Source organism: Micromonospora sp. U56 (genome assembly GCF_018070095.1).
Taxonomy (GTDB): Bacteria; Actinomycetota; Actinomycetes; order Mycobacteriales; family Micromonosporaceae; genus Micromonospora; species Micromonospora purpureochromogenes.
The window spans coordinates 1-14,515 of record NZ_JAGPYL010000084.1; the positions used below are offsets into that span (position 1 = coordinate 1).

Below are 14,515 nucleotides of genomic sequence, written 5' to 3' on the forward strand. Positions count from 1 at the left end.
CCGAGCGCAGCAATCCGAAACACCGCCGCCGCTGCCCAGCCGTCACCCGCAGAGCTACACGAGCCGTGCGATACACCACCCGAGGCGCGGTGGGATCCCGACGACGAGGCACAACCACACCCAACCCCACGGGTACGACAAAACCCGGCAGCAGCCAACCCGGCGAACGTTATTGGACACCGCACTAGCTGAGCGCCTCCCCGGCGGGGGCGGGGGTCTGCTCGTCGGCGCGGTGCGCGCGGATCTTGTGGCCGACGCTGGTCAGGCAGCGGCCGCTGGGCATGTCGAACTTCCAGCCGTGCAGCTGGCAGGTGAGCTGGTCGCCGTCGACGATGCCGAACCGGCTCAGGTCGGCCTTCAGGTGCGGGCAGCGGCGCTGCACCACCCAGTCGCCGATGGTGATGTCCTCCGCGTCGACCGCCCGCTCGTGCTCGTCGTACCAGCCCTCGGCGTACTGGAGGCGCTCCTCGGAGAGGCACTTGAAGAAGGCGTAGACGAACTCGTTGTACTGGCCGATCCGGGCCGCCGAGAAGCGGCAGGAGAGGAAGAGGGAGTTGACCCAGTCCACCTCTTCGATGTGCAGCAGGTGCTCGATCAGCGCCCGCTCGGTACGGAACCGGTAGCGCACCTTCTCATCCGCGTACCGGCGGACCTCCTTGCCCGGGAAGTCCACCACGATCGACTCGACGCTCTCGCCGTCGTAGCCGACCAGGTCGAAGCGGACCGGGCCGCCGACCCCCTTGGCCAGGTAGATCGACTCGTCCAGCAGCGGCTCGATGCGGCGCTTCATCTCGCCGAGCACGTCCACCTCGGGGTGCCGCCAGGACGCCTTCTCCGCCTCGATGATCGGGCGCTTGCGCTCCCGCATCTCCTCCAGGTGCGCGGTCTTGTTCGCGAAGAACTCCGCCACCGGCACCGGATGGGTGGTGCTCGCGCCCTCCGTGGTCACCTCGGCGACGCTGCCCGGCAGCAGCACGATGCCGTTGGTGCCGCCCACCTTGGCGTACTCGGCGAGGAAGACGGACTGGTCCGGGAAGATGTTGCCCTCGTCGCCGTGGATGTCGTTGAACTGCCACAGCGCGTCGTCGAGGAAGCACGGCGGGCCGGCGATCGGGAAGACGTGGTCGGCCTTGAGATCGTCGATGTAGCGCCAGGTGCGGTCGAACTGCCGGTCGCGCTTCTGCTTGCCGAACGCGGTCTTGGCCGCCTGCGGCAGCTCGTAGACCATCGGGTACCAGATCGCGCCGGAGAACTGGAGCAGGTGCGCGTGCACGTGGCCCAGCTCGGCGAAGACGCTCAGATCGGTCGGGCGGGCGTCGTTCTGGTTGAGCAGCCGGACCCCGTCGTACTCCACCCAGAGCGAGGAGTCACCGATCGGGCCGTCGGTCGGGCTGGTCAGCGCCTGGATCATGATCTTCAGGCCGCCGTCGAGCTCCACGACCTGCTCGTTCGGGGCCTTGAGGAACTTCGTGAAGCCGAGCGCCCGCAGCTCGTCCTCCATCTCCGAGGTGGGGAACTCGGGGAGGAGCACGGTGGCGTCCTTGGAGACGTACCGCTTGAGGTGGGCGGCGTCGAAGTGGTCCCGGTGCAGGTGCGAGACGTACAGGTAGTCGACGTCGCCGAGCGCCGCCCAGTCGAGCTGGGAGTTGTCCGGGAAGGGGAACCACGAGGCGAAGTAGGCGGGATTGACCCACGGGTCGCACAGGATGCTGCCCGCGGCCGTGTCGATCCGCATGCTGGCATGTCCCGTACCGGTCACTCGCACCGCAGTCCCCCTCAAAACGACAATCAAGGTGTACGTCAGAACGCTACCGGAGGCAGTGTGGTCGCCGACCCGCGACGCCGCCAGAGGCGTTGCGCCCCCGTGGTGGGGATCCATCGGCCCGGTCCGCCCGGCGCTCCCCCGCCCGCGTACCCCATCAGGCCGGACCCTGCGCCGGGCCCGCCGCGGGGCGTGCCAGACTAACCGGAGATCCGATCGCGAGGGAAGGACCGACAGTGGCAGGAAGCGAGCCGGTAACCGCGCCAGATCAGCACAAGCCCGGGCACCGCAGGTCCGGACGGATCGGCGCGGTGCTCACCGCGTTGGCGCTGCTGGCGATGCTGTGCGGCAACCACGAGGGCAGGGTCGAGGACATCTGGCTGGTCGGCCTGGCCGTGCTGCTGCTGGCGATCGTCATCGGCGACGCCGTGCTGCGCCGCAACGGCCTGCGCTCCTGACCCGACCGCCGCGCCGGACCACGAACGCGTGAAGGGCCCACCCCCTCGGGGTGGGCCCTTTCGTCACGTCGGTCCCCGTCGCTCCGGTCCCGTCGCTGCTGTCTCGTCGCGGCGGTCCCCCTCGCGCGGTCAGCGGCCGAAGAGGATGTCCTGCACGTCCTTGAGCGCGGCGTCGACCTCGGCCTCGAAGTAGCCGCCCGGCACCAGCCCGAAGCGCAGGGTGTCCAGGTCCTTCGGGTTCACCGGCATCGGGTTGCGGCCCTGCATGCCGCCGAGCAGCGTCTCGAAGAACCGGTCCACCTGGTCCGGGTCGTATCCGCTGCCGAAGCGGCGCACCTGGAAGCTGCGCCGGATCTGGTCGACCCGGTAGAGGTCGCTGCCGGGCGGACCGGCCATCGGCGGGCCCACCATCGGCGGGCCGCCCACCGGCGGACCGGCCATCGGCGGCGGGCCACCCATCGGCGGGCCACCGAGCGCCGGCTGCGGCATCGGCGGGCCGGCCGGGCCGCGCCCGCGCATGTCGCGCTGGTCCCGCTCCGGCATCCGGATCTCGGCGGTCATGTCGGCCCGGCCGTGCCGGCCCGCCTCGAAACCGTCGAACCGCGGCTCCTCCGGGGCGCCGTAGCCACCCGGACCCGGGGGCAGGCCACGCTGCGGCGGACCGCCGTGCCCGCCCGGGCCGCCCGGACCACCGGGACCCATCGGCCCGCCCGGGCCGGGACCACCCGGACCGCGCGGCGCGTCGTAGCCGCCCCGGGGGGCGTCGTACCCGCCGGCGAAGGCGCCGGTGGGCTCGTCGTACCGGTTGCCGTAGCCCTGCGGGCCGGCCTGGGCCGGCATGGCACGCGGCGGGAGCGGCTGCGGCACCGGGGACAGGCCGCGGTGGTCGTCGCGCATCGGCGGTCCGAGACGGTCGGCACCCCGCGGGTCGGCGCCGCGACCGCCGCGCTCCTCCAGCTCGGCCAGCTGCCGCTCGACCCGGTCCAGGTGCAGGTCGACCTGCCACTCGTCGTAGCCGTTGAAGCGGACCCGGAAGACGACGTCGTGGACCTCCTGGGAGGCCACGGGCGCGCCGACCGGCTGGCCGGCGAGTGTCGCCTCGACCCGGTCCAGGAAGGCGTCCACCTCGTCGACCTTGTATCCCCGGCGGAGCGCCTTACGCCGGAAACGCTGACCCTGACTCGCCACTATGTCTCCTGGTCTCGTCGCTACGCCCGGTCACGCCCGCGCGGCGCATCGGTGTCCCTGTCCTCGGCGGCAGCCAACTGCCCGCACGCGCCGTCGATCTCGCGCCCCCGGGTGTCCCGCACCGTCGTGGACACCCCGGCCTCGCGGAGTCGCCGGACGAACTCGCGCTCGACCGGCTTCGCGCTCGCGTCCCACCGGCTGCCGGGTGTCGGGTTGAGCGGGATGAGGTTCACGTGGGCCAGCTTGCCGGCCAACAGCCGCCCGAGCAGGTCCGCCCGCCACGGCTGGTCGTTCACGTCCTTGATCATCGCGTACTCGATCGACACGCGGCGCCCCGTCCGGGCCACGTAGTCCCACGCTGCGTCCAGCACCTCGGCTACCTTCCAGCGCTGGTTGACCGGCACGAGTTCGTCGCGCAGATCATCATCGGGCGCGTGCAGCGACAGCGCAAGGGTCACTGAGAGGTCTTCGCTGGCCAGTCGGCGGATGGCCGGAACCAGGCCGACCGTGGAAACGGTGATGTGCCGCTGCGACAGGCCCAGCCCCTCGGGGGCCGGCGCGACCAGCCGACGGATCGCCGCCACCACCCGGTTGTAGTTCGCCAGCGGCTCGCCCATGCCCATGAAGACGACGTGCGACAGCCGCGGCGGCGACCCGGCCACCGCGCCCGAGGCCGCGACGCCGGCGAGGTAGACCGCCTGGTCGACGATCTCGGCCGTGGACAGGTTGCGGGTCAGCCCGGCCTGGCCGGTGGCGCAGAACGGGCACGCCATGCCGCAGCCGGCCTGGCTGGAGATGCAGACGGTGACCCGGTCCGGGTAGCCCATCAGCACGCTCTCCACCAGCGAGCCGTCGTGCAGCCGCCAGAGCGCCTTGCGGGTGGCGCCGTCGTCGCAGGCCAGCTCGCGGACCGGGTTGAGCAGGGTCGGCAGCAGCGCCCCGGCCAGCCGCCCCCGGGTGGCCGCCGGCAGGTCGGTCATCAGCTCCGGGTCGCGCACCAGCCGGCCGAAGTAGTGGTTGGAGACCTGCTTCGCACGGAAGGCCGGCTCGCCCAGCTCGGTCACCAGCGCCTGCCGGCCCGGCAGGTCCAGGTCGGCGAGGTGGCGGGGCGGCATCGCGGGCCGGCGCCCGGGGGCGTCGGGGTCTACGGGGATCACAGGCAGGCTCGTCATGGCCGGTCCAGTCTGTCACGCCGACCGGGGAACACACCTGTCCGGAGGTGCCGAATCGACCCCCACCGGGCGGGGGACACGGTCTGCCGGACGTGATTCATGCCTCAGCCCACCACCGGCACGAAGACCGCCAGCAGCAGGTACGCGGTGGGGACGGCGAAGAGGATCGAGTCGAGCCGGTCCATCAGGCCGCCGTGCCCGGGCAGCAGGTTGCTCATGTCCTTCACGCCCAGGTCACGCTTGATCATGGACTCGCCGAGGTCGCCGAGGACCGCCGCGACGGAGACCGCGACCCCGAAGAGCGCACCCCACCACGGCGCCAGGTCGAAGAGCAGCCAGAGCAGCCCGGCGCTGCCGACCGCCGCCGCCGAGACCGACCCGGCGAAGCCCTCCCAGGACTTCTTCGGGCTGATCGAGGGGGCCATCGGGTGCTTGCCGAAGGACACCCCCGCCGCGTACCCGCCGGTGTCGGAGAGCACCACGGCGACCAGGGTCGCCAGCACCCGCAGGTGCCCGTCGTCGGGCGCCGCCGCGAGCAGCGCCGCGAAGCCGCCGAGGAACGGCACGTAGACCGCGATCAGGGTGGCCGCGGTGAGGTCCCGCTGGAAGCCGCCCGGGCCGTCGCCGAGCCGCCAGATCATCGTGCCCAGCACGGTGACCAGCAGACCCAGGCTGAGCGCGTCCGGCCCGGCGTACCAGGCCAGCCCGATCATCAGCACGCCGCCGGCGATCAGCGGCACCAGCGGCGGGTGGGCGCCGCTGCGGCGTACCGCCCGGGCCATCTCCCAGATGCCCACGCCGATCGCGCCGGCCACCACGGCGAGGAACGCCGGCAGGTAGAAGAAGAGCGGGATCAGGATCAGCGCGCCGAGCCCGAGGCCCACCCCGATCGCGGCCGGCAGGTTGCGGCCGGCCCGGCTGGGCGCCGGCTGCCCGGTCGCCGGCCGGTCCGCGCTGGCCCGGCGCCGGCCGGGCTGCCGCCGGCCCGGGGGCCGCTGCGGGTCGCGCTCCGGCTCGGCGGCCTCCCGCACCGGGGGGAACTGGGAGGTCGGCACGTCGTCGTCGCGCACCGGCGGGAGCGAGGAGGTGGGCATGTCGTCGTCGCGCGGCGGGCGCCCGGGACCGCGCCGGTCGTACCCGTCGTCGTAGGCCCCGTAGCGGTCGACGTCGTGGCGGTCGTACGGGTCGCCGTGCCCGTCGTACGGGTCGAGGGCGGGCTCGTCGTACCGGCGGGCGGTCGGCCGGGGGCGGGCCTGCGGCCCGGCGTACAGGTCGGCGCCGGACTGCCGGTCCCACGGGCCGGTGGGCTCGACGTCACGCTCCGGCCAGGGCAGCGCGGGCGGGCGTTCGGGGCGGTCCCAGCCGCGAGGCTCGGCGCCGCCGTAGGGGTCGGGGTGGGACATCACGCACCGAGCGGGAACGGTACGAGTTCCACCACATGCCGCAAGACCAAGGCCATCCCCTACACGCGTGACTGTTCCGTCCGGTTGACCGGCCCGACGGCCGGCCGATTCCCGCCGTTCACCGCGCGGTGGCCGGGAATCGTGCCGAGCCTACTGCACGGGGCGGCCGGGGGCGGCGGACGAGGCCAGCCGGCCACCGGCAGCCGGGCGCAGGCACGGTACGACCAGGCACCGGGCGATCGCCGAACGCCGGCCCGCCGGGCCCTTCCGGCGCAGGTGGTGCGGGTGGTGCGTACCAGGGGAGGAGCCGGACCGGGACGACCCGGCGCGTGCCGATCCCCCGCTGCTGGACGAGGCGAGGCCCGCCCCCCCCGACGTCGGGGGGGGGCGGGCCTCGAAGGCGTCCGGACGGGACGTCCCGTCCGGGCGGCTACACCTCGAGCAGCTCGGTCTCCTTGTGCTTGACCAGCTCGTCGACGCTGGCGACGTACCGCTGGGTCAGGTCGTCGAGCTCCTTCTCGGCGCGACGGCCCTCGTCCTCGCCGACCTCGCCGTCCTTGACGAGCCGGTCCAGCTCTTCCTTGCCCTTGCGGCGGATGTTGCGGATGGCCACCTTGGCCTCCTCACCCTTGTGCCGGGCCACCTTGATCATCTCGCGGCGGCGCTCCTCGGTCATCTGGGGGAGCAGGATGCGCAGCTGGTTGCCCTCGTTGTTCGGGTTCACGCCGAGGTCGGAGTCGCGGATCGCCTTCTCCATGGCGTTGATCTGCGAGTTGTCGTACGGCTTGATGATCACCATGCGCGGCTCGGGAACCCCGATGGAGGCCATCTGGGGCAGCGGGGTGGGGGTGCCGTAGTAGTCGATGACGACCTTGGAGAACATGGCGGCGTTGGCGCGGCCGGTGCGGATGGCGCCGAACTCTTCCTTGGCGTGCTCGATGGCACGGTCCATCTTCTCTTCGGCCTCGAGGAGGGTGTCGTCGATCACCGGTCTCCTCGCCTCCTTCTGTTACTCGTGGTGGGCTCTGCTGCTGTCCGTCGGAGGACCGCCGAGACGGTCGGCCGGGGGAGTTCAGGCGGTGATCAGGGTACCGATCTTGTCGCCGCCGACGGCGCGAATGATCGTGTCGTCGCCCTGGGCGCCGAAGACCAGCATCGGCAGGCCGTTCTCCATGCAGAGGCTGAACGCGGCGGCGTCGGCCACCCGCAGGTTGCGGCGCAGCACCTCGGAGAAGGTGATCGAGTCGAACTTGCTGGCGGAGGGGTCGATCCGGGGGTCGGCGGTGTAGACGCCGTCGACGCCGTTCTTGCTCATCAGCACCACGTCGGCGCGGATCTCCAGCGCGCGCTGGGCGGCGACGGTGTCGGTGGAGAAGTACGGCATGCCGGCGCCCGCCCCGAAGATGACCACGCGGCCCTTCTCCAGGTGCCGGATGGCGCGCAGCGGGATGTACGGCTCGGCGACCTGGGCCATCGTGATCGCGCTCTGCACGCGGGTCTCGATGCCCTCCTTCTCCAGGAAGTCCTGGAGGGCGAGGCAGTTCATCACGGTGCCGAGCATGCCCATGTAGTCGGCCCGGGCCCGGTCCATGCCGCGCTTCTGCAGCTCGGCGCCGCGGAAGAAGTTGCCGCCGCCGACCACCACGGAGACCTGCACGCCGCGGCGGACCACGGTGGCGATCTGCCGGGCGATGGCCTGGACGACGTCCGGGTCGACGCCGATCGCCCCGCCGCCGAAGACCTCGCCGGAGAGCTTCAGCACCACCCGGCGGGCCCGCCCGGGCGGCGGCGCCGTCGGGTCGTCCGCTCCCAGGCTCCGGTCACTCACAACCTGCGTCATCCGCCCCGCCCTTCCCCGCGCGCACGTCCTGCGCGCCGCGTACCGCGCAACTGCCGTTGCCGACCCTATGTGACGAGGAGGCCGCGGTGCCTGTCACGTACACCGGCGGCCTCCTCGTCGACGTTCCCTGCCCTCGGGCGCGTCACACGCCCGATCCGGCGGCTCAGGCCTGGCCGACCTCGAACCGCAGGAAGCGGGTCACCTCGATGCCGGCCTCGGCCAGCACCTGCTTCACGGTCTTCTTGTTGTCGGCCACCGACGCCTGCTCGACCAGGACGTAGTCCTTGAAGAAGGCGTTGACCCGACCCTCGACGATCTTCGCCAGCGCCGCCTCGGGCTTGTTCTCCTCGCGGGCGGTCTGCTCGGCGATGCGCCGCTCGGACTCGACGACCTCGGCCGGCACCTCGTCCCGGGTGAGGTACTTCGGCCGCATCGCGGCGATCTGCATGGCGGCGGCGCGCGCGTCGGCGTCACCGGCCTCGTCGGTCTGGCCGGCGTACTCCACCAGCACGCCGACGGCCGGCGGCAGGTCCTGGCTCTTGCGGTGCAGGTAGACCGCGACGTTGCCGTCCAGCTTGGCGAAGCGGTTGAGCACCAGCTTCTCGCCGATCTTGGCGGACTGCTCCTGGATCAGGTCGGCGACGGTCTTGCCGTCCAGCTCGGAGGCGAGCAGCCCCTCGGCGTTGCTGACGCCGCTGCGCTCGCCGTGCTCGACCAGCTGCTGGGCCAGGGCGACGAACGCCTCGTTCTTGGCGACGAAGTCGGTCTCGCAGTTGAGCTCCAGCAGGGCCTTGCCGGAGTGGGCGATCAGGCCGTTGGCGGCGGTGCGCCCGGCCCGCTTGCCCACGTCCTTGGCGCCCTTGACACGCAGGATCTCGACGGCCTTGTCGAAGTCGCCCTCGGCCTCGGTCAGCGCCTTCTTGGAGTCCATCATGCCGGCGCCGGTGAGGTCGCGGAGCTTCTTGACGTCCGCGGCGGTGAAGTTGGACATGGCTCTCTCTTCGATGTCGGAACTGCGGGGTGGAATGGTCTGGGTGCCGGTTACCCGGATCCGGGCCGGATGTGCCCGGCGTACCCGCCGCTCCCCACCGTCGGTGAAAACGGACGGTGGGGAAGCGGCGGTGCGGTCACTCCGCGGCGGCGGTCGCCGGCTGCTCGGCCGGCTTCTCGGCCGGCTGCTCAGCCGGCTGCGCCGGCTGCGCCGGCTGCTCGTCGGCCTTCTTCGGCTCCTCGAGCAGCTCGCGCTCCCACTCGGCCAGCGGCTCGTCGGCGCCGACCTGGCCCGGCTCGGGCTTCTCGTCGGTGCCCCGGCGGCGGCCGGAGCGAGCGATCAGACCGTCGGCGACGGCGGCGGCCACGACCCTGGTCAGCAGCTCGGCCGAGCGGATCGCGTCGTCGTTGCCCGGGATCGGGAAGTCGACCTCGTCCGGGTCGCAGTTGGTGTCCAGCACCGCGATCACCGGGATGCCCAGCTTGCGGGCCTCGTCGACGGCGATGTGCTCCTTCTTGGTGTCGACCACCCAGATCGCGGCCGGGAGCTTCTGCATGTCCCGCAGACCACCGAGGGTCTTGGTGAGCTTGGTCTTCTCGCGGAAGAGCTGCAGGGTCTCCTTCTTGGTGTAACCCGCGGCGGTGCCGGTCAGGTCACCCAGGGCCTCCAGCTCCTTCATCCGCTGAAGGCGCTTGTACACCGTCTGGAAGTTGGTCAGCATGCCACCGAGCCAGCGGTGGTTGACGTACGGCTGGCCGACCCGGGTCGCCTGCTCGGAGATGGCCTCCTGGGCCTGCTTCTTGGTGCCGACGAAGAGGATGCTGCCACCCTCGGCGACGGTCCCGCGCACGAACTCGTAGGCCTTCTCGATGTAGTCGAGGGTCTGGCGCAGGTCGATGATGTAGATACCGTTGCGCTCGGTGAAGATGAAGCGCTTCATCTTCGGGTTCCAGCGCCGGGTCTGGTGCCCGAAGTGGACACCGCTCTCCAGCAGCTGACGCATGGTCACGACGGCCATGGTGGGTACTCCTATTGTCCCTGGTTGTCCCGTCCGGCCGGCGGCCGGACGCCTGGCGCCCGGTCGTCGGCCATGACGGACCCGACCAAGATCGGGACCAGGGAGGCCGCCGCCCCACGACGAACCGTGGAGAGGGCGCGCGAGGTCGACCGCGCGAGGCGGTCGCCAGTCGACCAGTGTACGCGCCGGTGGCGCCGCCGAGCTGGCGGGTGCGCCAACCCGCCGGTCCGATGCTCTGGTGGCGAATTCGGACGCGGCACGCCGACCGGGATCTCCGGCACCTGCTCCGCACCGCACCGACCCGGGCCCGGGAGGGCGGCCGCCGGCCGGCTCGGGTCGGCGGCGTCCCGCCCGGGTCAGCCGGCGGCGAGCGCGGCAGCGCCCGGGTCAGCCGGCGGCGAGCGCGGCGGCGAGGAAGAGCACCAGCCCGACGGTCAGGTAGGCGGTCGGCGGGCGCAGCCAGCCCCGCGCCCCGTCGGCCATCGCCAGGCCGCCGGTGCGCAGCCCGTACAGGCCGGCGGCGAAGATCGGCAGCCCGGTGACGAGGAAGGTGCCGACGACGACGTGCGACGTCGAGACCGGGTCGCCGGTCAGGCCGTGCAGCAGCACCCGCAGCGCGGGAAGCTCGAAGACCAGCACCAGCACGACGAGGATCACCGCCAGCGCCGGCCGCCGGGTCCGGTAGACGCCGTCGGAGGGCCCGCCGGCCGGACGGTACCCCGCCTCGGGGCCCACCGCGCCGTCCAGGCGGGGCATGACCGGGGGCATCGGGCCGGTCGGCATCTCCAGCGGGTGCGCCGGCTCGGCGGGACGGGTCGGCTCGACGATCGGGTACCCGCCCAGCGGGGCGGATCGGACCCGATCCGGCCGCTCCCCCGCCTCCACGCCGGCCGACCCGGGTCCGCCGAGTCGGTCGACACCGCTGGTCAGCGGCCCGGCCGCGGTGGTGGAGAGCCGGTCGACGGAGGTCAGCGGACCCGCGCCGGTGGTGGTGAGGGGGTCGGCGGTCTCCCGGGCCGCCCGCCGGGCGGGGCGGTCGCCCGGCAGCTCGCCGGAGACGTCGGGGTCGTCGGCACGGCGTGAGCGGGTCGGGCGGTATCCCTCGGGCTCGCCCCGGGAGTCACCGAGCGGATCCGCCGTGCCGTAACGCCCGGTCTGGCCGTACCGTCCCGGGCCGCCCGGATCGGCGAACCGGCCCTCCTCCGCGGCGCGCTGCTCTGGGGTCGGGTACTCGTCGTCCCGGATGCGGGGCTCGCCCGGGCCACGCCAGTCCGGCTCGCCGTAGCCGCGCTCCTGCCCGGCGGGGTACCAGCGCGACTCCTGATCTTCGGGATAGCTCCGTCGTGCGTCCACGTCCGGCACCGTATGCGACCCACCCCACCGGCGCCATTCGTCCCTCCCGGCACAGCTCCGGGCTCTTCGGCGGCGGAGCCCTCCCCCGCCTGCGGCGGCCGGGCCCCTAGCACGGGACACCCATGATCGTCCGCCTGTCCACAGGCCGGCTCGTCGTCCACAGGCCCGCCGCAGCAGGCCCGGCGCGGCCGCCGGCCGGACCACCCTGACCGGCATGACGAAGCGGAACCAGGCGGTCGGCGCGTACGGCGAGCGGTGCGCCGTCCGGCACCTGATCGGGGCCGGGCTGCGGCCGGTAGCCCGCAACTGGCGCTGCCCGGACGGAGAGATCGACATCATCGCCTGGGACGGCCAGGTGCTCGCCTTCTGCGAGGTGAAGACCAGACGCACCGACGACTACGGCACCCCGGCCGAGGCGGTCGTGCCGGCCAAGGCCCGCCGGTTGCGCGGGCTCGCCGCCCGCTGGCTGGCCGAGAGCGGGGTCGACGCCGACGAGGTGCGCTTCGACGTGCTGGCGGTCCGGCTGTCCGCCGCCGGCGCGGCCCGCGTCGAGCACCTCAAGGGAGCGTTCTGATGCGTACGCCGGGGGTGCTGGCGTGAGCTACGCCAAGGTGTTCAGCGTGGGGCTGGTCGGGGTCACCGGCCACCTGGTCGAGGTGGAGGCCGACCTGGCCGCCGGGCTGCCGGCGGTGGTCATCTCGGGGCTGCCCGACAGCGCCCTGCACGAGGCGCGCGACCGGGTGCGGGCCGCCATCGTCAACTCAGGTCAGCGCTGGCCCAACCGGCGGATCACGCTCAACCTGCTGCCCGCGACGATGCCCAAGTACGGCTCCGCCTTCGACCTGGCCATCGCGGCGGCGGTGCTGGGCGGCTCCGGAGAGCTGCCCCTGGTGCCGCTGGACGGGGTGGTGATCCTCGGCGAACTGGGCCTGGACGGGACGGTCCGGCCGGTGCGCGGGGTCCTGCCGATGGTGGCGGCCGCGGCCCGGGCCGGGCGGGACCGGGTGATCGTGCCGGTGGAGAACGCCGCCGAGGCGGCGGTCATCCCCGGGATCCGGGTCCGGGCGGTCGACACGCTGCACCGCCTGGCCTGCTTCGTGCGCGACGGCAGCCCGTTGATCGAGCCGCCCGCCACGCCGGCGCAGCCCCCGGTCGACGGCCCGGATCTGGCCGAGGTGGCGGGGCAGGCGCTGGGCCGCCGGGCGCTGGAGGTCGCCGCCGCGGGCGGGCACCATCTCGCCCTGCTGGGGCCGCCCGGCGCGGGCAAGACCATGCTCGCCGAACGGCTCCCCTCGATCCTGCCGGAGCTGGACGACGCCGCCGCGCTGGAGGTCACCGCCCTGCACTCGATCGCCGGGCTGCTCCCGCCGGGCGGCCGGCTGCTGCGCCGGCCGCCGTTCCAGGCCCCGCACCACACGGCCACCATCCCCGCCCTGGTCGGCGGCGGGTCCGGGCTGGCCCGGCCGGGGGCCGTCTCGCTGGCCCACCGCGGTGTGCTCTTCCTCGACGAGGCGCCCGAGTTCAGCAAGGGCGCACTGGAGGCGCTGCGGCAACCGCTGGAGCACGGCCGGATCCAGCTGGCCCGCAGCGGGGGCGGCACCGAGTACCCGGCCCGCAGCCAGTTGGTGCTGGCCGCCAATCCGTGTCCGTGCGCGAAGCCGGCCGGCGACGCGTACTGCGAGTGCAGTCCGCTGGCCCGGCGGCGGTACCTGGGCCGGCTCTCCGGGCCGTTGCTGGACCGGATCGACGTGCAGGTGAAGCTGCTGCCGGTGCGGGCGGCGGAGCTGATGGAGGCGGCCGTGGCCAGCGAGTCCTCGGCGACCGTGGCCGCCCGGGTCGCCACCGCCCGGCGGGCCGCGGCGGTGCGCTGGGCTCCGGTGGGCCGCGGGCTCAACGCGGGGATCCCGGGCCCGTACCTGCGACGGCAGCCCTGGCGGCTGCCCGCCCGGGACACCGCCGAACTGCGCGGCCGGCTGGACTCGGGGGCCGTCTCGGCCCGTGGCTTCGACCGGATCATCCGGCTGGCCTGGACCATCGCGGACCTCGACGGGCGGGCCAGGCCACAGCGCGAGGACGTGCTGGAGGCCATCCAACTCAGGACGGGAGAGGGAGCATGAGCACCAGCGAGGAGCGGCTGCTGGCCCGGGTGGCGCTGACCTGGCTCACCGAGCCGGGCACCCGGTCGGTGCACCGGCTGGTTGAGCAGCTCGGCCCGGTGGCGGCGCTGGACCTGCTGCTCGACGGGGGCGCGCCGGAGGCGAGTCTGCGTACGGCGGTGTCGGCGCGCACGACCGCCGAGGACGCCCGCGCCGTCGCCGCCGACGCGCTCGCCCGCACCGAGCGGATCGGTGCCCGCGTCCTCACCCCGGAGGACGAGGAGTGGCCCGCCCGCCTCGACGACCTGCGCCGGCTGGTGCTCTCCGGGACGAGCCGGCGGGTCGACCTGGAGACCGCCCCGCCGCTCTGCTTCTGGGTACGCGGCGGCTGGCCGCTCGGCGAGGCGCTGGACCGCTCCGTCGCGGTGGTCGGCGCGCGGGCCGCCACCGGGTACGGCCTGCACGTCGCCACCGAGATCGGGTACGGGCTGGCCGAGCGGGACTGGACGGTGGTCTCCGGCGGGGCGTTCGGCATCGACGCGGCGGCGCACCGGGGCGCGTTGACCGCCGGCGGGCTGACGGTGGCCGTGCTCGCCTGCGGCGTCGACCGGCCCTACCCGATGGGCAACGCCGCCCTGTTCGACCGGATCGCCGACACCGGGCTGCTGGTGAGCGAGTGGATGCCCGGCGCCGACCCGCTGCGGCCGAGGTTCCTGATCCGCAACCGGGTGATCGCCGCCGCCACCCGGGGGACGGTGCTGGTGGAGGCGGCGGCCCGCAGCGGCGCGACCCAGACGGTGAACCGGGCGATCGCGATGGGCCGGCGGGCGATGGTGGTGCCGGGCCCGGTCACCTCGGCGATGTCGGTCGGGGCGCACGAGGTGCTGCGGGACCAGCCGGCCGCACGGCTGGTGACCGGGGTGCCGCACGTGCTGGAGGAGGTCGGCCGGATCGGGACGGACCTGGCCCCGCCCGCACGAGGGCCGGAGCGCCCGGCTGACCTGCTCGACGACGAGGCGACCATGGTGCTGGAGTCGCTGCCCCGGCGTGGGGTGGTCGGGCTCGACGCGCTCGCCGCGCGGGCCGGGGTCGACGTACGGACGGCGATGCGGAAGCTCTCCCTGCTCGAGGAGTTGGCGATGGTGCTCCGCCGGGACGGCGGGTACGCCCTGGCGCGGCCCGTCACGTCGGCGCGCGCCCCCGCCGGCCCGGGGCGAGAGACCAGAGGCTGACC

General features: G+C 73.7%; 12 protein-coding genes and 1 pseudogene. 4 read left to right on the top strand and 9 right to left on the bottom strand.

The annotated features are described in order from the left end of the window. Positions 1-184: 184 nt before the first annotated feature. Entirely contained in the window at positions 185-1,765 is a 1,581-nt protein-coding gene (locus KBX37_RS24050; RefSeq protein WP_210778179.1) for a Rieske 2Fe-2S domain-containing protein, read from the bottom strand. A 233-nt stretch (positions 1,766-1,998) separates the two neighbouring features. Between KBX37_RS24050 and KBX37_RS24055 the strand changes: the two genes are divergently transcribed. Then, positions 1,999-2,220, top strand: a complete 222-nt coding sequence (locus KBX37_RS24055; protein ID WP_210778180.1) for a DUF2631 domain-containing protein — start codon at positions 1,999-2,001, stop codon at positions 2,218-2,220. 129 nt (positions 2,221-2,349) lie between these two features. Here KBX37_RS24055 and KBX37_RS24060 read toward each other — a convergent pair whose 3' ends face one another. From KBX37_RS24060 to KBX37_RS24095, 8 genes and pseudogenes are all read right to left on the bottom strand, one after another. Beyond that, positions 2,350-3,408, bottom strand: coding sequence for a DivIVA domain-containing protein (locus KBX37_RS24060; RefSeq protein ID WP_210778181.1), 1,059 nt, complete (start codon positions 3,406-3,408; stop codon positions 2,350-2,352). Positions 3,409-3,428: 20 nt separating this feature from the next. Next, positions 3,429-4,580: a 23S rRNA (adenine(2503)-C(2))-methyltransferase RlmN gene (rlmN, locus tag KBX37_RS24065; RefSeq protein WP_210778182.1), complete on the bottom strand. Its 1,152-nt coding sequence runs from the start codon at positions 4,578-4,580 to the stop codon at positions 3,429-3,431. A gap of 104 nt (positions 4,581-4,684) precedes the next feature. Further along, positions 4,685-5,983 carry a phosphatidate cytidylyltransferase gene (locus KBX37_RS24070; RefSeq protein WP_210778203.1) on the bottom strand — a complete coding sequence of 433 codons (1,299 nt, stop codon included), beginning with the start codon at positions 5,981-5,983 and terminating at the stop codon, positions 4,685-4,687. Positions 5,984-6,413: 430 nt separating this feature from the next. Further along, positions 6,414-6,971 carry a ribosome recycling factor gene (gene frr / locus KBX37_RS24075; RefSeq protein ID WP_210778183.1) on the bottom strand — a complete coding sequence of 186 codons (558 nt, stop codon included), beginning with the start codon at positions 6,969-6,971 and terminating at the stop codon, positions 6,414-6,416. An 84-nt stretch (positions 6,972-7,055) separates the two neighbouring features. Then, positions 7,056-7,823 (bottom strand): UMP kinase, encoded by a 768-nt coding sequence (gene pyrH / locus KBX37_RS24080; protein WP_088963482.1) that lies wholly within the window; start codon positions 7,821-7,823, stop codon positions 7,056-7,058. A gap of 163 nt (positions 7,824-7,986) precedes the next feature. Continuing rightward, a complete protein-coding gene (gene tsf / locus KBX37_RS24085; protein ID WP_210778184.1) occupies positions 7,987-8,814 on the bottom strand; it encodes a translation elongation factor Ts in 828 nt (275 codons plus the stop codon). A 136-nt stretch (positions 8,815-8,950) separates the two neighbouring features. Then, on the bottom strand, positions 8,951-9,832 hold the full coding sequence (gene rpsB / locus KBX37_RS24090; RefSeq protein WP_210778185.1) for a 30S ribosomal protein S2: 882 nt from the start codon (positions 9,830-9,832) through the stop codon (positions 8,951-8,953). A gap of 387 nt (positions 9,833-10,219) precedes the next feature. After that, positions 10,220-11,222 (bottom strand): annotated as a pseudogene (locus KBX37_RS24095) (hypothetical protein). A gap of 177 nt (positions 11,223-11,399) precedes the next feature. Between KBX37_RS24095 and KBX37_RS24100 the strand changes: the two are divergent. Genes KBX37_RS24100 through KBX37_RS24110 form a run of 3 tightly spaced genes read left to right on the top strand, consistent with a single transcriptional unit; the run spans position 11,400 to position 14,513 of the window. Beyond that, positions 11,400-11,759 (top strand): YraN family protein, encoded by a 360-nt coding sequence (locus tag KBX37_RS24100; RefSeq protein WP_210778187.1) that lies wholly within the window; start codon positions 11,400-11,402, stop codon positions 11,757-11,759. 22 nt (positions 11,760-11,781) lie between these two features. Next, on the top strand, positions 11,782-13,302 hold the full coding sequence (locus tag KBX37_RS24105) for a YifB family Mg chelatase-like AAA ATPase (protein ID WP_210778188.1): 1,521 nt from the start codon (positions 11,782-11,784) through the stop codon (positions 13,300-13,302). Beyond that, positions 13,299-14,513 carry a DNA-processing protein DprA gene (locus KBX37_RS24110; RefSeq protein WP_210778189.1) on the top strand — a complete coding sequence of 405 codons (1,215 nt, stop codon included), beginning with the start codon at positions 13,299-13,301 and terminating at the stop codon, positions 14,511-14,513. The genes KBX37_RS24105 and KBX37_RS24110 overlap by 4 nt, the downstream gene beginning before the upstream one ends. The last annotated feature ends 2 nt before the right edge of the window (positions 14,514-14,515 follow it).

What these genes read in the sequence shown, in the direction of transcription:
- rlmN (WP_210778182.1), bottom strand. Translation starts at nt 4,580, where the DNA reads ATGACGAGCCTGCCTGTGATCCCCGTAGACCCCGACGCCCCCGGGCGC.
- KBX37_RS24070 (WP_210778203.1), bottom strand. Translation starts at nt 5,983, where the DNA reads ATGTCCCACCCCGACCCCTACGGCGGCGCCGAGCCTCGCGGCTGGGAC.
- pyrH (WP_088963482.1), bottom strand. Translation starts at nt 7,823, where the DNA reads ATGACGCAGGTTGTGAGTGACCGGAGCCTGGGAGCGGACGACCCGACG.
- tsf (WP_210778184.1), bottom strand. Translation starts at nt 8,814, where the DNA reads ATGTCCAACTTCACCGCCGCGGACGTCAAGAAGCTCCGCGACCTCACC.
- rpsB (WP_210778185.1), bottom strand. Translation starts at nt 9,832, where the DNA reads ATGGCCGTCGTGACCATGCGTCAGCTGCTGGAGAGCGGTGTCCACTTC.
- KBX37_RS24100 (WP_210778187.1), top strand. Translation starts at nt 11,400, where the DNA reads ATGACGAAGCGGAACCAGGCGGTCGGCGCGTACGGCGAGCGGTGCGCC.
- KBX37_RS24110 (WP_210778189.1), top strand. Translation starts at nt 13,299, where the DNA reads ATGAGCACCAGCGAGGAGCGGCTGCTGGCCCGGGTGGCGCTGACCTGG.